Genomic DNA, 17,139 nt, shown 5'->3' with positions numbered 1-17,139 from the left:
CGGGCTGATTCAAGCTGGTTCGGGCTGGTGAGCCGGGTGTGGTTCACCTGTTCGGGTGGCGGAGATATCCACAAGTGAGACCCTGTCCACCAAGATCCACTTCTTTCGGCGTGCCCCGGCACGGTGGGTGCCGGAGGTGGTGCCGACATGAACAGGGCACGCAGTGGACTCGGCAGGTACGGCGAGGATCTGGCCGCGCGGCGGCTGACCGAGGCCGGGATGAGCATCCTGGAGCGCAACTGGCGCTGCGGGCGCTCGGGAGAGATCGACATCGTGGCGCGGGACGGCGGCACGCTGGTCGTCTGCGAGGTGAAGACCCGGCGGGGCGGGGAGTTCCAGCACCCCATGGCCGCCGTCACGCCCGAGAAGGCGCGACGCCTGCTGGACCTGGCCGAGCGATGGGTGCATACGCACGGCGGAGCGCCGCCGGGAGGGGTCCGGGTCGATCTGGTCGGGGTGCTGCTGCCCCGGCGCGGGGCGCCCGCCGTGGAGCATGCGCGGGGGGTGGCCTGAATGGGATTCGCCCGCACCTGCTCGGTGGCCCTGGTCGGCGTCGAGGGTGTCCTCGTCGAGGTCCAGGCCGACCTGGAGCCCGGAGTGGCCGCCTTCACCCTGGTGGGGCTGCCGGACAAGAGCCTGACGGAGAGCCGCGACCGGGTCAGGGCCGCCGTGGTGAACTCCGGCGGTGAGTGGCCGCAGAAGAAGCTCACCGTGGGACTGAGCCCCGCCTCGGTGCCCAAGGCCGGCTCTGGGTTCGATCTCGCTGTGGCGAGCGCCGTGCTCGGCGCGGCCGAGCGCATCGACCCCAGGGTGCTCGCCGACATCGTGATGATCGGCGAACTCGGGCTGGACGGCAGGGTCCGGCCGGTCCGGGGCATCCTGCCCGCCGTACTGGCCGCCGCCGACGCCGGGTACACCCAGGTCGTCGTCCCGGAGTGCGCCGCGGCCGAGGCCGCGCTGGTGCCCGGGGTGTCCGTACTGGGCGTACGCAGTCTGCGCCAGCTCATCGCCGTCCTCGCGGACGAACCGGTGCCGGAGGAGGAGCCGGACGCGCCCGGGCGCCCCGATCCGCTGCTCGCCGGGCTCCGGATGCCGGGTACCGGCTCGGCCACCGGTATCCACAGCGCCGGGGCGGCCCAGCACGACCAGGGTCACGACCTGGCCGACGTGGTGGGCCAGACCTCGGCCCGCACCGCCGTGGAGGTGGCCGCGGCCGGCGGTCACCATCTCTTCCTGGAAGGGCCACCGGGCGCGGGCAAGACGATGCTGGCCGAACGGCTCCCCGCCGTACTGCCCCGGCTGACCCGGCAGGACTCCCTGGAGGTCACCGCCGTGCACTCGGTGGCCGGGCTGCTGCCACCGGGCAAGCCGCTCATCGACGTGGCGCCCTACTGCGCCCCGCACCACTCGGCCACCATGCAGTCCCTGGTCGGCGGCGGCCCCGGCATCGCCCGGCCCGGCGCCGTCTCCCTGGCCCACCGGGGCGTGCTGTTTTTGGACGAGGCACCCGAGTTCCACAGCCAGACCCTGGACGCGCTGCGACAGCCGCTGGAGTCCGGGCATGTGGTGATCGCGCGGAGTGCGGGCGTGGTGCGGTTCCCGGCGCGGTTCCTGATGGTGCTCGCGGCCAACCCGTGCCCGTGCGGGCGTTTCTCGCAGCGCGACTCCCTGTGCGACTGCCCGCCCTCGGCGATCCGGCGCTACCAGTCCCGCCTCTCCGGCCCGCTGCTGGACCGGGTGGACCTGCGGGTCGAGGTCGATCCGGTGACCCGCGCCCAGTTGACCGACCCCGGTGCCCGCGGCGAGTCCACGGCCACGGTCGCCGACCGGGTGCGGGAGGCCCGGCAGCGGGCGGCGGCCCGGCTGGCCGGGACCCCGTGGGGCACCAACAGCGAGGTGCCCGGCCGCGAACTGCGCAGCCGCTTCCACGCTGTCACGGGCGCGATGGACGAGGCCGAGCGCAATCTGGAGCGGGGCGTGCTCACCGCGCGCGGCATCGACCGGGTGCTGCGGGTCGCGTGGACCGTGGCCGACCTGGTCGGACACGACCGCCCGGACGCCGGGGACGTGGCCCTCGCCCTGCAACTGCGCACCGGCGTCCCGCGTGGCGTCCCCATGGCCATCGGAGCCCTGGCATGACGCCGGGCCGTGCGGAGGAGGAGCGGACCGGGCGGGTGTTCCTCACCCGCGTGATCGAGCCCGGCGACGAGACCGGCGGACGGTGGCTGCGGCTCTTCGGGGTGCCGGAGGTGGTGCGGCGGCTGCGGGAGGGCGGCGAGCCCCTGCCCGGAGTGAGCGATACCCGCTGGCGCGGGCTGCTGGCCCGGGCCGAGCGTGCCGAGCCGGAGGCGGACCTGGCGGCCGCGCGGCAGGCCGGGGCCCGGTTCGTGTGTCCGGGGGACGCCGAGTGGCCCGCCCAGCTCGACGACCTGGGCGACGGACGCCCGGTGGGCCTGTGGGTGCGCGGCCGGCCGGGGCTGCGGATGTGGGCGCTGCGCTCGGTGGCCGTCGTGGGCGCCCGCGCCTGCACCGGGTACGGCTCCCATGTGGCTGCCACCCTCGCCGCCGGACTGGCCGAACAGGGCTGGGTGGTCGTGTCCGGCGGGGCGTACGGGGTCGACGGCGCCGCGCACCGGGGTGCCCTCGCGGCCGACGGGGCGACCGTCGCCGTGCTGGCCTCGGGAGTGGACAAGGCGTACCCGCGCGGACACGCCGCGCTGATCGAACGCATCGCCCAACAGGGGCTCGTCATCGGGGAGTTGCCGCCCGGAGATCATCCGACGCCCAGCCGCTTCATCGTCCGCAACCGAGTGATCGCCGCGCTCACCCGGGGCACGGTGGTCGTGGAGGCCGCCTGTCGCAGCGGCTCCCTGGCCACGGCCCGCGCGGCCCAGCGGCTCGGCAGATTCACCATGGGAGTGCCCGGCCCGGTGACCAGCGGGCGGTCCGCCGGGGTGCACGAGCTGCTGCGCGGGGAGGCGGTGCTCGTCACCGACGCGGCGGACGTGGTCGAACTCGTCGGCGGCATCGGCGAACTGGCCCCGCCCCGGCGCGGCCCGGTGCTCCCGCGTGACCTGCTCGACCCCGAAGCGGCCACCGTCCTCGCCGCCCTGCCCGCCGCCCGTCCGGCCGGACCCGAGGAGATCGCCCGCGAGGCACGCACCACCCGCGAGGAGGCGGTCGCCCGGCTGTACGAGCTTCGAGCGCTTGGCTATGTCGAACGACACGACGACGGCTGGAAGTTGACACGCCAGGCGGTCCTGCCGGTCCGGAGAGACCCGCACCCGCCCTGACCGAGGGTGTTCGGCCGTCCGGGGGAATCCTCTACGCCCTTGGGTTTTACCGGAGTTGACGCCCGTAACCGGTCACGCTGAGCGAACCGGGTGAAGCGGGGGAGCGGGGTCGCACAGGGGTGCGCGCACGGGTGGCGCCCCAGTGTTCGCACACCGCGACTCCTCAGTCACGCTACGCTCACGAAAGCTCGGGCACGGACCGGCCGGCCCGGCCCGCACCCACCTGCGCGGCCCGCGCCACCACCGACGACCCGGCATCCAGCACCCACCCCGCATCCCCCACCCACGGCACGGCAGTTCACGGCACTTCACGGCAGAACGGCACTAGGCGACGAATGCCCCAGCACACCTCCGGCTCCGACCGGGCGGCGGCCCCCCCAGCCGCCCGCGACGGCGGCAGCGTGCGACCGCCCGCTCCCTCGACGCTCGACGAGCTGTGGCGGTCGTACAAGGCGACGGGGGACGAGCGCCTCCGGGAGCAGCTCATCCTGCACTACTCGCCGCTGGTGAAGTACGTGGCGGGCCGGGTGAGCGTCGGGCTGCCGCCCAACGTGGAGCAGGCCGACTTCGTCTCCTCCGGGGTGTTCGGGCTGATCGACGCGATCGAGAAGTTCGACATCGGGCGCGAGATCAAGTTCGAGACGTACGCGATCACCCGGATTCGCGGCGCCATGATCGACGAACTGCGGGCGCTGGACTGGATTCCCCGCTCCGTCCGGCAGAAGGCGCGCAACTACGAGCGGGCCTACGCCGCGCTGGAGGCGAAGCTGCGGCGGACCCCGAGCGAACAGGAGGTCGCCACCGAGCTGGGCGTCGAGGTCGAGGAGCTGCACGCGGTCTTCAGCCAGTTGTCCCTGGCCAACGTGGTCGCGCTGGAGGAACTGCTGCACGTCGGCGGCGAGGGCGGCGACCGGCTCAGCCTCATGGACACCCTGGAGGACACCGCCGCCGACAACCCCGTCGAGGTGGCCGAGGACCGGGAGCTGCGCCGCTTCCTCGCGCGGGCCATCAACACCCTGCCCGACCGCGAGAAGACCGTGGTCACGCTCTACTACTACGAGGGCCTGACCCTCGCCGAGATCGGCAACGTCCTCGGCGTCACCGAGAGCCGGGTCAGCCAGATCCACACCAAGTCGGTGCTCCAGCTCCGGGCCAAGCTGGCGAGCTTCGGACGCTGACTCCTGCCGCGTTCCGCGGCCGGTCCGTAAAGTGGGGGGCGTGCCAAGGATTCGAGCGGCCTCCGTGGCCGAGCACCGGTCGATGCAGCGAGCCGCCCTGCTGGACGCGGCCCGTTCCCTGCTGTCCGAGGGCGGGACGGACGCGCTGACCTTCCCCGCGCTCGCGGAGCGCACCGGTCTTGCCAGGTCGTCGGTGTACGAGTACTTCCGCTCGCGCGCCGCCGTGGTCGAGGAACTGTGCGAGGTCGACTTCCCCCTCTGGGCCGCGGAGGTCGAGGCCGCGATGGCGGACGAACCCACGCCGGAGGGCAAGGTCGAGGCGTATGTGCGCCGGCAGCTCGCCCTGGTCGGCGACCGGCGGCACCGGGCCGTCGTGGCGATCTCCGCGAGCGAACTGGACGCCGGGGCGCGGGAGAAGATCCGGGCCGCGCACGGCGGGCTGGTCGCGATGATCGTGGAAGCGCTGGCCGGCCTGGGCCACGAGCAGCCACGGCTCGCCGCGATGCTGCTCCAGGGCGTCGTGGACGCGGCCGTGCGCCGTATCGAACTCGGCGCCGCCGAGCACCCCGAGGCGATCACCGAGGCGGCGGTCGCCATGGCCCTGCGCGGCGTCCGGGGCTGAGACGGCTCAGCCGGGCGGCAGCGGAACCCCCAGCACCGGCAGCAACCGGGACGGCCCGTGCCCGAGCAGCCGAGGCGGCAGCAGGTCCAGGGGATTCAGATAGGTCCTCCCCTCCAGCAGCCCCCAGTGCACACACGCCTCAAGGCAGTGCGACCCGGTGCCCTCCACCGTCCCCACCACCTCCCCGGCGCCCACCTCCGCGCCCTCCTTCACCCCGGCGCGCACCGGCTCGTACGTCGTCCGCAGCGAGGTGCCCGCCAGGACCACCGCGACCACGCCCCGGCCCGCCACCCGCCCCGCGTACGACACCCGGCCCGCCGCCACCGCCCGCACCGGGGCGCCCGGCGCCGCCGCCAGGTCCACGCCCCGGTGCCCGGCGGCGTACACGGTGGCGGGCGGCTCCCAGCCCCGCAGCACCGCCGGGCGCGTCCCCACCGGCCAGGTCCGGGCCAGCGCGGGCACTCGCTCACCAGGAGGTTTCTCCTCGGGCGCCGGGCCGGCCCACGCCAGGGGCGTGAGCACGGCGAAGGCCAACAGCAGGGGCGGGACGGCCCAGTTCCTCACGTATCGCACCAGTGATCGCATGCGAGCACCCTGCCGTTCACCGGCGAATCCTGGCGGGATCTGTGGACAACCGCCCGGTTGTGGACAGCGGCGTCACCCGGTGCCCTGGCCGTCCCGTACACTTCTTCTGGCGATCCGGGTCACCGGGTCGACTTCGCACGCCCCGGTACGAAGCCCGTCACAGGGTTCGTACAAGCGCCCCTCGGTCCTTCGCGGCACGGCGCACCGCGGGCGTCAGGCGCGACCGCCGTCCGGCGGACGCGGCACAACCGAGAAACTCAAGGAGATGGCCATGGCCGTCGTCACGATGCGGGAGCTGCTGGAGAGCGGCGTCCACTTCGGTCACCAGACCCGTCGCTGGAACCCGAAGATGAAGCGCTTCATCTTCACCGAGCGCAACGGCATCTACATCATCGACCTGCTCCAGTCGCTGTCGTACATCGACCGCGCCTACGAGTTCGTCAAGGAGACCGTCGCCCACGGCGGCACGGTCATGTTCGTCGGCACGAAGAAGCAGGCGCAGGAGGCCATCGCGGAGCAGGCCACCCGCGTCGGCATGCCCTACGTCAACCAGCGCTGGCTGGGCGGCATGCTCACCAACTTCTCGACCGTCTACAAGCGTCTGCAGCGCCTCAAGGAGCTTGAGCAGATCGACTTCGAGGACGTCGCCGCCTCCGGTCTGACCAAGAAGGAGCTGCTGGTCCTCTCCCGCGAGAAGGCCAAGCTCGAGAAGACCCTCGGTGGTATCCGCGAGATGCAGAAGGTGCCCAGCGCCGTCTGGATCGTGGACACCAAGAAGGAGCACATCGCGGTCGGCGAGGCCCGGAAGCTCAACATCCCGGTCGTCGCCATCCTCGACACCAACTGTGACCCCGACGAGGTCGACTACAAGATCCCGGGCAACGACGACGCGATCCGCTCCGTCACCCTGCTCACCCGCGTGATCGCCGACGCCGTCGCCGAGGGCCTCATCTCCCGCTCGCGCGTCGCCACCGGTGACAAGGGCGAGAAGGCCGCGGCCGAGCCGCTGGCCGAGTGGGAGCGCGACCTGCTCGAGGGCGAGAAGAAGGCCGACGAGGCCGCCGAGGCCGTCGAGATCGCCGCCGAGTCGCCGGCCCCCGACGCCCCGGTCTCCGAGGCCGTCGAAGAGGCTGCCGCCGAGGTCGAGGCCCCCAAGGCCGAGCAGGCCTGACACCGGCGCTGACGGCGGGGCCGGCACGAACCCCGTCCCCGCCCGTCACCCGTAGCCCGACACGACGCCCGCGACCTGGCCACCGGCCGGTCGCGGGCCCGTGCGGATCTCCGATCTCCCAAGACTTCCAGAAAGACTCACAGACTCATGGCGAACTACACCGCCGCCGACGTCAAGAAGCTCCGTGAGCTCACCGGCGCCGGCATGATGGACTGCAAGAAGGCGCTGGACGAGGCCGAGGGCAACGTCGAGAAGGCCGTCGAGGCGCTGCGCATCAAGGGCCAGAAGGGCGTCGCCAAGCGTGAGGGCCGCTCCGCCGAGAACGGCGCCGTGGTCTCCATCATCGCCGACGACAACTCCGAGGGCGTCCTCGTCGAGCTGAAGTGCGAGACGGACTTCGTCGCCAAGGGTGACAAGTTCCAGGCCGTGGCCAACGCCATCGCCGAGCACGTCGCCAAGACCTCCCCGGCCGACATCGAGGCGCTCCTCGCCTCCGAGATCGAGCCCGGCAAGACCGTCCAGGCGTTCGTGGACGAGGCTAACGCCAACCTCGGCGAGAAGATCGTGCTGGACCGCTTCGCGCAGTTCACCGACGGCTACGTCACCGCGTACATGCACCGCACGATGCCCGACCTGCCCCCGCAGATCGGTGTCCTCGTCGAGCTGGACAAGCCCAACGCCGAGGTCGCCAAGGGCATCGCCCAGCACATCGCCGCGTTCGCGCCGAAGTACCTCTCCAAGGAGGACGTGCCGGCCGAGGTCGTCGAGTCCGAGCGTCGCATCGCCGAGGAGACCACCCGCGCCGAGGGCAAGCCCGAGGCCGCGATCGCCAAGATCGTCGAGGGTCGTCTCAACGGCTTCTTCAAGGACGCCACGGTGCTCGGCCAGCCGTACGCCCTGGACAACAAGAAGTCGGTCCAGAAGGTTCTGGACGAGGCCGGTGTCACCCTGAAGCGCTTCTCGCGCATCAAGGTCGGCATCTGAGTCCGTACCGCGATCGACGCGCGACCCCGATAGGGTCGACAGCAGTCGTCCGCGCAGAGCGCCGCCCGTGGCTGTGCGGCGGACGGCAGCAGATCTGACGAGGAGGCCATTGCCGCGCAAGGGAGCGAGAAGCGACCCACCGGCAATGGCCTTCTTCGTATGTGCAACACGTGAAAGAGGCGGGATCTCCATGACCACCAAGGCCCAGAAGAGCGACGACGGCAAAGTAAGCGGCCGGTTTCTGCTGAAGCTGTCCGGGGAGGCCTTCTCCGGCGGCGGTGGCCTCGGCGTCGACCCGGACGTGGTGCACAAGATCGCCCGCGAGATCGCCGCCGTCGTGCGTGACGGCGCCGAGATCGCGGTCGTGATCGGCGGCGGCAACTTCTTCCGCGGCGCCGAGCTCCAGCAGCGCGGCATGGACCGGGCCCGCTCCGACTACATGGGCATGCTCGGCACCGTGATGAACTGCCTCGCCCTCCAGGACTTCCTGGAGAAGGAGGGCATCGACAGCCGCGTGCAGACCGCCATCACCATGGGCCAGGTCGCCGAGCCGTACATCCCGCTGCGCGCCATCCGGCACCTGGAGAAGGGCCGCGTGGTCATCTTCGGCGCCGGAATGGGCATGCCGTACTTCTCCACCGACACCACCGCCGCCCAGCGCGCCCTGGAGATCGACGCCGAGGCGCTGCTCATGGGCAAGAACGGCGTGGACGGGGTCTACGACGCCGACCCCAAGACCAACCCGGACGCCGTCAAGTTCGACGCCCTCGGCTACGGCGAGGTCATCACCCGCGACCTCAAGGTCGCCGACGCCACCGCCGTCACCCTGTGCCGCGACAACAGCCTGCCGATCCTCGTGTTCGAGCTGCTGGCGGAGGGCAATATCGCGCGGGCCGTCAAGGGTGAGAAGATCGGCACGCTCGTGGGTGACGAGGGCAGCCGGGACTGACCGGCGGCCCCGGCCCCACCGGCGCGACCCGTCCGGGGCAAGGACGGGACGCGCCCCGGCCGGGGGATGGACAATGTCCTGTCGGTCGGGAACCGTGCAGGAAGCAGACGCGACGCAGCCGGCCCGCCGCCCGATCGGGCACCGCGGCCGGGCCTTACTCAAGACACGCAGGAGCAAGTGGTGATCGAAGAGACCCTCCTCGAAGCCGAGGAGAAGATGGAGAAGGCCGTCGTGGTCGCCAAGGAGGACTTCGCCGCGATCCGCACCGGCCGTGCGCACCCCGCGATGTTCAACAAGATCGTGGCGGACTACTACGGTGCCCCGACGCCGATCAACCAGCTCGCCTCGTTCTCCGTGCCGGAGCCGCGCATGGCCGTGGTGACCCCGTTCGACAAGAGCGCGCTGCGCAACATCGAGCAGGCGATCCGCGACTCCGACCTGGGCGTCAACCCCAGCAACGACGGCAACATCATCCGTGTGGTGTTCCCCGAGCTGACCGAGGAGCGCCGCCGCGACTACATCAAGGTCGCCAAGCACAAGGCCGAGGACGCCAAGGTCTCGATCCGTTCCGTGCGCCGCAAGGCCAAGGACGCCATCGACAAGCTGATCAAGGACGGCGAGGTCGGCGAGGACGAGGGCCGCCGCGCCGAGAAGGAGCTCGACGACCTGACCGCCAAGTACGTGGCGCAGGTGGACGAGCTTCTCAAGCACAAGGAAGCGGAGCTGCTCGAAGTCTGATGAGCGACTCTTCCTGGGGGGCGTCGCCGCAGGCGGGGCAGGCCGGGTACTGGGGGCCCACCGCTGGTGGGCCACTCCAGGGGGCTGTCACGGCGGGTCCCGCATACGATGCGCCCGAGGCGCAGCAGACTCGCCCCATGCCCAGCGTGCCCGACGTACCCGCGTATGGCGGAGACCAGGACGACGACCCGATGCCTGACGCCCCTCAGCCGGTGCCCGTGCCGAAGAAGACCGCGGGCCGTGACCTGAGCGCGGCCATAGGCGTCGGCGTGGGGCTCGGCGTGGTCATCATCGCCTCGCTCTTCGTCGTCAAGGCCGTCTTCGTCGGTGTGGTCGCCGTCGCGGTGGTCGTCGGTCTGTGGGAGCTGACCAGCCGGCTCCAGGAGCGCAAGGGGATCAGGGCACCCCTGGTGCCGCTAGCGGTGGGCGGTGCGGCCATGGTGGTCGCCGGGTACGCGCGCGGCGCCGAGGGTGCCTGGGTCGCCATGGCGCTCACCGCGCTCGCCGTACTGGTCTGGCGGATGACCCAGCCGCCGGAGGGTTACCTCAAGGACGTCACGGCCGGTGTCTTCGCCGCGTTCTACGTGCCGTTCCTGGCGACCTTCGTGGCGATGATGCTCACCGCCGACGACGGTGCCTGGCGGGTGCTGACGTTCCTCGTCCTCACCGTGGTCAGCGACACCGGCGCGTACGCGGTCGGCTGGCGCTTCGGCAAGCACAAGCTCGCTCCGCGCATCAGCCCCGGCAAGACGCGCGAGGGCCTGCTCGGCGCGGTCGCCTTCGCGATGGTCGCGGGCGCGCTGTGCATGCAGTTCCTCATCGAGGACGGCGCCTGGTGGCAGGGCCTGGTCCTCGGCCTCGCGGTCGCGTGCAGCGCCACGCTGGGCGACCTCGGCGAGTCCATGATCAAGCGCGACCTCGGCATCAAGGACATGGGCACCCTCCTCCCCGGCCACGGAGGAATCATGGACCGCCTGGACTCCTTGCTGCCCACGGCGCCGGTGGTGTGGCTACTGCTGGTGGCGTTCGTGGGCTCCTGAACTCTGACGTCATGGGGTCCTGACCCCGGCTTACGGCTCTCGGGCCCCGCTCTGCTCCGGCAGGGCGGGGCCCGACGGCGTTCCGGGGACGCCCGCTACCCGGCGCTGACCTGCGCGGCGACGGAGAAGCGCTGCTGGCACTCCGGGCAGGTCGCCTCACCGAAGGCGTACGTCAGGGCGCGCGCGACCTCCTTGTGGCCGTCGGCCGCGGCGAGGTCGTAGAGGCGTCGGCCGAGACCCTCCAAGGCGCGGGGATCGGCCGGATGGAGAGGGAAAGTCTCCGAGGGCTCGGCGCAGGCGTAGTCCTCGGTCGTGCTGAAGATTCCCCGCTCTCCGAAGGCCACCCACACCGTCGCGCACCCGTCGGGATCGGGGCACTCGACCTCGTACTCCTCGCCGACGACACCACCGATCAGGTCCTCCGCCCAGTGGATGTCGCCTTCCAGGTTCAGGAGCGCCTCGACCAGGTAGCAGTAGTCGTTGCGACCTGCGGTCACCTGCCGCCACCGGTTCGCGGCATCCCGCAGGCGGCCGACCTCCGGCGCGTACCGCTGCCGCAGGTTCCGTGTCTCGTACCGCTGGTCGGCCTGGACGACGAGCGCCCCGGCCAGCTGAAGGGCCGAGGCCGCCACGCCGGCGTCGTCACCTTGAGCCAACCCGGCCAGCGCGGGCAGCAGGAGCGGGTGGGCGACGTCCAGAGAACCGTTGTGATACAGCTCCGTCCACAGGTCGCTCCAGGCACGAGCGTTCCCGCTCGTGGCGGCGTGCCCTAGCAAGGTCCGCAGGCGGTCGGTGTCGGTGTCGTCCGCGCGGGGAGCGGGGGAACTCGTCGTCATCTGCGGTATCCAAGCAGACGGGGGGTCGGGTGAGCGGGTTCCGGTTCAGCGCAGTGCCTTACCGACTTCGTAGATCGTTGGCCTGTCCTCGGGCGCGGGGCTGAGCATGGCGTCGATCAACTCACCCAGTTCACCACGCACCTGCACAGGTCGCCGCTTGCCGCTCGCCACGGCCCGTCTCTGCTCAGGACGTGGTGCGTCGTCCGGGTATTCGACGGCCCGCCAGCCCGTGGCGGAGATGAGCAGGGATGCGCCCAGGGCGTAGATGTCGGCTTCCCGCGTGGGCTCAGCCTCTCCGGTGGCGAGCACGCTGCGCGCGATCTCCGGCGCCTCATAGTGGACGAGGCAGCCGCGGAACGGGAAGTCGTACCCCTCGGGGATCCGTCCGCCGTGCGCGAGGGCCAGATCGATGAGGTGAGTCCGTTCCGGGCCGATGATGAAGTGGGCGGGCTGGACGTCACCGTGAGCCCAGCCCTTGGTGTGTAGTTCGGCCAGCGCATCCACGCAGCCAAGAGCCACGCTGGTGTGTGGCTCGATGCGCGAGTTCGCCGTGCGACAGGGCTCCCACAGCTGGTAGAGATCCGGCCCCTCGCGCCACGGCTGGAAGTTCCACGTGCCGCCCTCCCATTCGCCGTACGCGAAGTCATGGAACCCGAGGCGGTACAGCACGGAGCCCTCACGGGCGGGTGCGAGCGCCGTCCACGGCTGGGAAGGCCAGTCAGCCGTTGCCTCGATGGGACAGCCGACCTTCACGGCGTAGTGACCGCGATGGCTCCTGACCTCCCAAACCATGGAGCCCCGGCGATTGAGGACCAGGCGCTGAGCGGTGGGCACGAGAGCATCGAGCACGACGATCGGCAGTTCAGGAGGTGTCCCGGACAACGTCTGTTCTCCTTCCGGACTGCACGGCCGACCCTGCATCGAGGTCGGCCGCGCCGCTGGGTTCCTGTCGCCACGCCTGACCGTACGGACGGCCGCAGTCCGAGTCGCACTGCGTGAGGTTCGTGCCGTCCACGGTCCACAGGTCGTCGAAGACCATGAACCCAGCCGCCTTCATCGCGTGTGCGGAGGCGGCGACGTTTTCCGGGTCACGCGCCCCTGCACCCGGCTTCGGGTTGTGGTGGAGGAAACGGCCCGCGACCCGCTCGCACAACTCGGCGTACTCCTTCGTGTGCAGGATGAGCGCGTGCAGGCCGAGGTCCACGTCGTCCGAGGGGGTCATGGGCACGGTGGCGGTCGCTGCGGTGACCACGAAGGCCACCGCCTGGTCCGCGATCCGCTCGGCGCGCTCATGCGGCTGTCCGTTGTGGGCCACCACGAAGTGGGTGAGGCTCTCGAAAAGTTCCTCGCCGACCACCGCGCGGCCGGTCCTCTGGCCGTTGGCCGTTGCCGTCATGCGAATCTGCTTGATTGTCGCTGTGCTCTGGCACTTGCGTCGTACCGGCCGACGGCGCGCATCACAGGCCGCTTCGGCTGTTGCCGTTCTTGATGGCCAGGCGGGCGCTCAGCTCTTCCCGCGCGGTCGGGGCCACCACGTTGTCCGGCATGGCGTCCCACTCGACGCCGCCGCCGACGGGCCTCATCTGAACCCGGGCGCCGACTTCACCCATGACGACGCCGATACGCCCACTGACAGTGTCTTTCGCCAGTTCACCGATGCCAGGTCCGGTCTGCCGGTTGCTCGCCATGTGGATGAGCATCCCGCTGCCCATCAGGACGTCGGAACCTCCGGCAAACCCCACTTCGGGACGTCCTGTGTCCGGTAGAACGTCCCTAGTGCCGTCCCTGGGTGTTGGGAGAGATTGGGATGCCGAACGAGAGGTTACGTGCTGTCATGGCGGCCGGCGGCTGGACGTACGCCGCCCTCGCGGACCGGGTCGAAGTCGATCCCAAGTCCGTCGAGCGATGGGTCAATCTGGGGCGTACGCCGCGTCGTACCACGGCCATGTTGGCGGCGGAAACGCTGGGAGAGGACGTGCACGCCCTACGGCCGACGCTCCGACAGGCACGCCCCGCCCGCGCCGTCAGTCCCGAACTTGTGGCTCTCTACGGCCAGCGGGCGGACCTCCCCGTGTCTACGTTGGTGGACATGCTCACCCAAGCCCGCGAGCACATCGACGTGTTGGTGTACGCGGCTGTCTTCCTGCACGAGGCTTACCCACGGCTCAACGACCTGTTGCGAGAGCGAGCCGCCGATGGGTGTGCGGTCCGTATCGCGACCGGCGACCCGGACAGCACGAACGTCCAACAGCGCGGTGGCGAAGAGAGGTTCGGCCATGGGATCGAGTCCCGTTGCCGACTCGCCCTCATGCACTATCGCCCCCTTGCCGCGGTACCTGGCATCGAGGTGCGGACCCATGCCACCACGCTCTACAACTCGGTCTACCGTGCGGATGACCAGGCGATGGTCAATGCTCATGTCTGGGGTGTGAACGCCTACGGTGCTCCCGTGTGGCATCTTCGGCGCAGCGGAAAGGGCGGCCTGTTCGACACCTACGCCGGCAGCTTCGATGCGGTGTGGGAGACCGCGACGCCGGTACAAGAAGGGTGACCATGGCACGGACCGAGTACTACGACGACCCAGCGGCTCCGGAGCCGAACAGCCTCGTGGTCGCTGCGTCCGCCGTCGTGACCGACGACGAAGGGCGGGTGCTCCTTCAGCGCCGTCGTGACAACGATCTTTGGGCGCTGCCTGGTGGCGGCATGGAGATGACGGATTCACTTCCAGGAACGGCCATCCGCGAGGTGAAAGAAGAAACCGGTCTGGACGTAGAGATCACCGGGCTCGTGGGTACGTACACTGACCCTCGCCACGTCATCGCCTACTCGGACGGTGAGGTGCGCAGACAGTTCAACGTCTGCTTCACCGCCCGCGTGACCGGAGGCCGGCTCGCCATCTCGGACGAGTCCACGGAGCTGCGGTTCGTTCCTCCGGAGGAGATCGATCTGCTGCCGATGCACCACACGCAGCAGCTCCGAATCCGTCACTTCTTGGAACACCGCGAGCGGCCCTACCTGGGCTGATCGAGAGCTGCGCGAGATGACCGCAACCTCTCCCATCAAGAGAGGGCCGACCGATCCTGCCGACTTGAGTTGTTACAGATCTCTGTACTTCATGTACTTCATCAAGGCCCGGGCACGGCGCGGGCACGCGCCACCTTTGCGGCGCGGCCTGCCCCTGTCTCCGCCCCGGCTGGCCGCGCCCGGCGGCGCGCTCGGCGGCTGCGGGCATGAAGTGGGAGACACCCTCTGTGGCTGGGGCGGTCGGCTCCACGGCTTTAGGCAGCCACTTTGGGGCGAGCCTCTAAGATCTTGGCCCCAACGTCGTGCTTTAACGGGCAGGTCCACAGACTGCCCGACGCGCCGGAAGCTTACGGGGCCATGATCACTCGCCCCAAAGCAGCTCCAGCCCAAAGCCGTTCCGCCGACCTACGGCTGCACCTGCGCCAACTCGGCACTGCGAGGAATGCCCCTGTAGACAGCGAACGGGATAAGAGAGAAACCCGGGTGCTGAGGCAGATCGATAAAGCCGATCCTCCCGAGGTTGCGCATTTGAGCGTTCATGGCCTCGGCGAATAGTCCGCGATTAATATTCCCGCCGGGATTATAGAAATCCATATCTGGCAGTTCGGTTTCTTCGGCTCCGTAGCTTCCGATGCTGCCGACCAACGTCCAATAGTGTCGCTCCGTGCCATAACGGGCGAAAAGAATCTCCGCCTCTGTGTCGAGGTACTGGCGTCCCTCTTGGAGTCGCGCGCTGATTAGGGCGCCAGCGGCCGGAGTCAAGTTTATGTGCAAGCCGGGGGTAAATACGCCCTTTGAAATCTGTACGAACGATCGGAGAGTGTTCCCGTCTGTTCCGCCTACTGCTGGAAAATCCGGGATTGCATCCTCCAATTGGTCGGCGCTACCTTCCCCTTTCCTTGCTGGCCTGGGCCGCTGCTGGGGCTGCTTCCCCTTTCCTGTCCGCTGCGGCTCGTCCGATGGCGAGGCCCCGATGCCCTTAAGGCCAACATTCACATGTCCGAAGGCGGCGAATGCGGCAGCCGCATACCTCGTATCGAATAGGGACCCGAGGGCTGTTATTCTGACGAGGGACCCCGGAGGGTATTTATTCTTCAAGCTCCCTGATTCCCAGGCGTCGGCATCCGACACTTCTTCTGAGATGTCATGGAGTAGGAGCTCGGATTCCAGCGCTTCTTCCAGTGTGGGGAAAAGTGCGTCACCGAGGGATTTGTTTGTGTAGCTCTCACTGTCGGTTCCCTGTAGATGCTGAGCTGCAGAGCGCGGGCCGGTTTGGTTCAGGCCGTCCTCTGTCGTACTTGCCCGTTCCGGTGCTCGAAGGATGGGCGGGCTCGGATCCCTGGGCCGTCACGGGGCCGTCCGAGGCCGACCAACGCCGACAGACGCCACCCACGGGTGACCACCCCCACCCCGCTCTGGCCTGGGCCCCCAGAGTTGATCTGCGACACTGGATGCACCATGCCCAAGCCCGGAGAACTCACTTTCGTTGCCCCCCGCGGAGCCAAGAAGCCGCCGCGGCATCTCGCTGATCTCTCGCCCGCCGAGCGGAAGGACGCTGTCGCGGAGGCGGGGGAGAAGCCGTTTCGTGCCAAGCAGCTTTCGCAGCACTACTTCGCGCGGTACACGCACGACCCCGAGCAGTGGACGGACATCCCGGCCGGCTCGCGGGAGAAGCTGCGGGAGGCGCTGTTCCCGGAGCTGATGTCGGTGGTCCGGCATCTGGCCACGGACCAGGGCACCACCCGTAAGACGCTGTGGCGGCTGTTCGACGGCACGTTGGTCGAGTCCGTGCTGATGCGGTACCCGGACCGGGTCACCATGTGCATCAGCAGCCAGGCCGGGTGCGGGATGAACTGCCCGTTCTGTGCGACGGGCCAGGCCGGTCTCGACCGGAACCTCTCCACCGCCGAGATCGTGCACCAGATCGTGGACGGCATGCGGGCGCTGAGGGACGGGGAAGTGCCCGGCGGGCCCGCGCGGCTCTCCAACATCGTCTTCATGGGCATGGGCGAGCCGCTCGCCAACTACAAGCGGGTCGTCGGCGCCATCCGGGCCCTCACCGACCCCGCCCCCGATGGCCTCGGGCTGTCGCAGCGCGGCATCACCGTGTCGACGGTCGGCCTCGTCCCCGCCATCCACCGCTTCGCCGACGAGGGCTTCAAGTGCCGGCTGGCGATCTCCCTGCACGCCCCCGACGACGAGCTGCGCGACACCCTCGTCCCCGTGAACACGCGGTGGAAGGTGCGCGAGGTGCTGGACGCCGGGTTCGAGTACGCGGAGAAGTCCGGCCGCCGGCTGTCCATCGAGTACGCCCTGATCCGGGACATCAACGACCAGGCGTGGCGGGGCGACCGGCTCGGCCGGATGCTCAAGGGCAGGCCCGTGCACGTCAACCTGATCCCGCTCAACCCCACTCCCGGCTCCAAGTGGACCGCCTCCCGTCCCGAGGACGAGAAGGCGTTCGTGGAGGCCATCGCCGCGCACGGCGTGCCGGTGACCGTCCGGGACACCCGCGGTCAGGAGATCGACGGGGCGTGTGGTCAGCTCGCCGCCACCGAGCGGTAACCTGAGTCAGCACAACGTCATACCAGTCATACATCTGCATATTCCGACAGGGGAGCGCCACAGCGCTGAGAGTGCGGCAACCAGGCCGCAGACCCTCTGAACCTCGCCCAGGTCATTCTGGGTAGGAAGTTCGGTCATCACTCGAGCTGTTGTG

Annotated in this window: 18 protein-coding genes and 1 pseudogene; 13 read left to right on the top strand and 6 right to left on the bottom strand. The window is 69.9% G+C overall.

Annotated features, from left to right (window positions below; translation table 11 throughout):
- Positions 1-147 precede the first annotated feature (147 nt).
- From ACZ3HQ_RS00305 to ACZ3HQ_RS00285, 5 genes are all read left to right on the top strand, one after another.
- Positions 148-513, top strand: coding sequence for a YraN family protein (locus ACZ3HQ_RS00305; protein WP_467506714.1), 366 nt, complete (start codon positions 148-150; stop codon positions 511-513).
- Positions 514-2,139: a YifB family Mg chelatase-like AAA ATPase gene (locus ACZ3HQ_RS00300; protein ID WP_467506712.1), complete on the top strand. Its 1,626-nt coding sequence runs from the start codon at positions 514-516 to the stop codon at positions 2,137-2,139.
- Positions 2,136-3,293, top strand: coding sequence for a DNA-processing protein DprA (dprA, locus tag ACZ3HQ_RS00295; RefSeq protein WP_467506710.1), 1,158 nt, complete (start codon positions 2,136-2,138; stop codon positions 3,291-3,293). Before ACZ3HQ_RS00300 ends, dprA begins: the two co-directional genes overlap by 4 nt.
- A gap of 335 nt (positions 3,294-3,628) precedes the next feature.
- Positions 3,629-4,471: an RNA polymerase sigma factor WhiG gene (gene whiG, locus ACZ3HQ_RS00290; RefSeq protein WP_467506708.1), complete on the top strand. Its 843-nt coding sequence runs from the start codon at positions 3,629-3,631 to the stop codon at positions 4,469-4,471.
- Between the two features lie 64 nt (positions 4,472-4,535).
- A complete protein-coding gene (locus ACZ3HQ_RS00285) occupies positions 4,536-5,093 on the top strand; it encodes a TetR/AcrR family transcriptional regulator (protein ID WP_467507938.1) in 558 nt (185 codons plus the stop codon).
- A 6-nt stretch (positions 5,094-5,099) separates the two neighbouring features.
- Here the strand turns inward: ACZ3HQ_RS00285 and ACZ3HQ_RS00280 are convergent, their stop codons facing one another.
- Positions 5,100-5,678: a M23 family metallopeptidase gene (locus ACZ3HQ_RS00280; protein WP_467506706.1), complete on the bottom strand. Its 579-nt coding sequence runs from the start codon at positions 5,676-5,678 to the stop codon at positions 5,100-5,102.
- A 271-nt stretch (positions 5,679-5,949) separates the two neighbouring features.
- Here ACZ3HQ_RS00280 and rpsB point away from each other — a divergent pair, with 271 nt between their 5' ends.
- The 5 genes from rpsB to ACZ3HQ_RS00255 all read left to right on the top strand — a co-directional run bounded on the left by rpsB (position 5,950) and on the right by ACZ3HQ_RS00255 (position 10,560).
- A complete protein-coding gene (gene rpsB / locus ACZ3HQ_RS00275) occupies positions 5,950-6,849 on the top strand; it encodes a 30S ribosomal protein S2 (RefSeq protein WP_030808608.1) in 900 nt (299 codons plus the stop codon).
- Between the two features lie 147 nt (positions 6,850-6,996).
- The gene (gene tsf / locus ACZ3HQ_RS00270; protein WP_030808611.1) at positions 6,997-7,833 is read left to right on the top strand and encodes a translation elongation factor Ts; all 837 of its coding nucleotides are present in this window, start codon (positions 6,997-6,999) and stop codon (positions 7,831-7,833) included.
- Positions 7,834-8,023: 190 nt separating this feature from the next.
- The gene (pyrH, locus tag ACZ3HQ_RS00265) at positions 8,024-8,782 is read left to right on the top strand and encodes a UMP kinase (protein ID WP_391300527.1); all 759 of its coding nucleotides are present in this window, start codon (positions 8,024-8,026) and stop codon (positions 8,780-8,782) included.
- A gap of 180 nt (positions 8,783-8,962) precedes the next feature.
- The gene (gene frr, locus ACZ3HQ_RS00260; protein WP_026248385.1) at positions 8,963-9,520 is read left to right on the top strand and encodes a ribosome recycling factor; all 558 of its coding nucleotides are present in this window, start codon (positions 8,963-8,965) and stop codon (positions 9,518-9,520) included.
- Complete coding sequence (locus ACZ3HQ_RS00255) at positions 9,520-10,560, top strand: phosphatidate cytidylyltransferase (protein ID WP_467506704.1); 1,041 nt, start codon at positions 9,520-9,522, stop codon at positions 10,558-10,560. Before frr ends, ACZ3HQ_RS00255 begins: the two co-directional genes overlap by 1 nt.
- Before the next feature lie 95 nt (positions 10,561-10,655).
- On the opposite strand, the gene ACZ3HQ_RS00250 is transcribed toward ACZ3HQ_RS00255, so the two are convergent.
- The 4 genes and pseudogenes from ACZ3HQ_RS00250 to ACZ3HQ_RS00235 form a co-directional block, all read right to left on the bottom strand.
- Positions 10,656-11,396 carry a hypothetical protein gene (locus ACZ3HQ_RS00250; protein ID WP_467506703.1) on the bottom strand — a complete coding sequence of 247 codons (741 nt, stop codon included), beginning with the start codon at positions 11,394-11,396 and terminating at the stop codon, positions 10,656-10,658.
- A 45-nt stretch (positions 11,397-11,441) separates the two neighbouring features.
- Positions 11,442-12,278, bottom strand: coding sequence for a protein kinase family protein (locus tag ACZ3HQ_RS00245; RefSeq protein ID WP_467506701.1), 837 nt, complete (start codon positions 12,276-12,278; stop codon positions 11,442-11,444).
- Positions 12,279-12,351: 73 nt separating this feature from the next.
- Positions 12,352-12,792: pseudogene (locus tag ACZ3HQ_RS00240) on the bottom strand (glycine-rich domain-containing protein); the annotation flags it as partial.
- A 61-nt stretch (positions 12,793-12,853) separates the two neighbouring features.
- A complete protein-coding gene (locus tag ACZ3HQ_RS00235) occupies positions 12,854-13,084 on the bottom strand; it encodes a hypothetical protein (protein WP_467506699.1) in 231 nt (76 codons plus the stop codon).
- A 119-nt stretch (positions 13,085-13,203) separates the two neighbouring features.
- Here ACZ3HQ_RS00235 and ACZ3HQ_RS00230 point away from each other — a divergent pair, with 119 nt between their 5' ends.
- Positions 13,204-13,947: an XRE family transcriptional regulator gene (locus tag ACZ3HQ_RS00230; RefSeq protein WP_467506697.1), complete on the top strand. Its 744-nt coding sequence runs from the start codon at positions 13,204-13,206 to the stop codon at positions 13,945-13,947.
- A 2-nt stretch (positions 13,948-13,949) separates the two neighbouring features.
- The gene (locus ACZ3HQ_RS00225; RefSeq protein ID WP_467506695.1) at positions 13,950-14,420 is read left to right on the top strand and encodes an NUDIX domain-containing protein; all 471 of its coding nucleotides are present in this window, start codon (positions 13,950-13,952) and stop codon (positions 14,418-14,420) included.
- A 405-nt stretch (positions 14,421-14,825) separates the two neighbouring features.
- Here the strand turns inward: ACZ3HQ_RS00225 and ACZ3HQ_RS00220 are convergent, their stop codons facing one another.
- On the bottom strand, positions 14,826-15,701 hold the full coding sequence (locus ACZ3HQ_RS00220; protein ID WP_467507936.1) for a DUF6414 family protein: 876 nt from the start codon (positions 15,699-15,701) through the stop codon (positions 14,826-14,828).
- 177 nt (positions 15,702-15,878) lie between these two features.
- Here ACZ3HQ_RS00220 and rlmN point away from each other — a divergent pair, with 177 nt between their 5' ends.
- Complete coding sequence (rlmN, locus tag ACZ3HQ_RS00215; RefSeq protein WP_467506693.1) at positions 15,879-16,985, top strand: dual-specificity RNA methyltransferase RlmN; 1,107 nt, start codon at positions 15,879-15,881, stop codon at positions 16,983-16,985.
- Positions 16,986-17,139 lie beyond the last annotated feature (154 nt).

Source organism: Streptomyces sp. NPDC018263 (assembly GCF_055562575.1).
The sequence above is the reverse complement of the archived record's forward strand: the minus strand, read 5'-3'. Positions and strand labels throughout refer to the sequence as shown.

What these genes read in the sequence shown, in the direction of transcription:
- ACZ3HQ_RS00305 (WP_467506714.1), top strand. Translation starts at nt 148, where the DNA reads ATGAACAGGGCACGCAGTGGACTCGGCAGGTACGGCGAGGATCTGGCC.
- ACZ3HQ_RS00300 (WP_467506712.1), top strand. Translation starts at nt 514, where the DNA reads ATGGGATTCGCCCGCACCTGCTCGGTGGCCCTGGTCGGCGTCGAGGGT.
- dprA (WP_467506710.1), top strand. Translation starts at nt 2,136, where the DNA reads ATGACGCCGGGCCGTGCGGAGGAGGAGCGGACCGGGCGGGTGTTCCTC.
- whiG (WP_467506708.1), top strand. Translation starts at nt 3,629, where the DNA reads ATGCCCCAGCACACCTCCGGCTCCGACCGGGCGGCGGCCCCCCCAGCC.
- ACZ3HQ_RS00280 (WP_467506706.1), bottom strand. Translation starts at nt 5,678, where the DNA reads ATGCGATCACTGGTGCGATACGTGAGGAACTGGGCCGTCCCGCCCCTG.
- rpsB (WP_030808608.1), top strand. Translation starts at nt 5,950, where the DNA reads ATGGCCGTCGTCACGATGCGGGAGCTGCTGGAGAGCGGCGTCCACTTC.
- tsf (WP_030808611.1), top strand. Translation starts at nt 6,997, where the DNA reads ATGGCGAACTACACCGCCGCCGACGTCAAGAAGCTCCGTGAGCTCACC.
- pyrH (WP_391300527.1), top strand. Translation starts at nt 8,024, where the DNA reads ATGACCACCAAGGCCCAGAAGAGCGACGACGGCAAAGTAAGCGGCCGG.
- ACZ3HQ_RS00255 (WP_467506704.1), top strand. Translation starts at nt 9,520, where the DNA reads ATGAGCGACTCTTCCTGGGGGGCGTCGCCGCAGGCGGGGCAGGCCGGG.
- ACZ3HQ_RS00250 (WP_467506703.1), bottom strand. Translation starts at nt 11,396, where the DNA reads ATGACGACGAGTTCCCCCGCTCCCCGCGCGGACGACACCGACACCGAC.
- ACZ3HQ_RS00235 (WP_467506699.1), bottom strand. Translation starts at nt 13,084, where the DNA reads ATGGCGAGCAACCGGCAGACCGGACCTGGCATCGGTGAACTGGCGAAA.
- ACZ3HQ_RS00230 (WP_467506697.1), top strand. Translation starts at nt 13,204, where the DNA reads ATGCCGAACGAGAGGTTACGTGCTGTCATGGCGGCCGGCGGCTGGACG.
- ACZ3HQ_RS00225 (WP_467506695.1), top strand. Translation starts at nt 13,950, where the DNA reads ATGGCACGGACCGAGTACTACGACGACCCAGCGGCTCCGGAGCCGAAC.
- rlmN (WP_467506693.1), top strand. Translation starts at nt 15,879, where the DNA reads ATGCCCAAGCCCGGAGAACTCACTTTCGTTGCCCCCCGCGGAGCCAAG.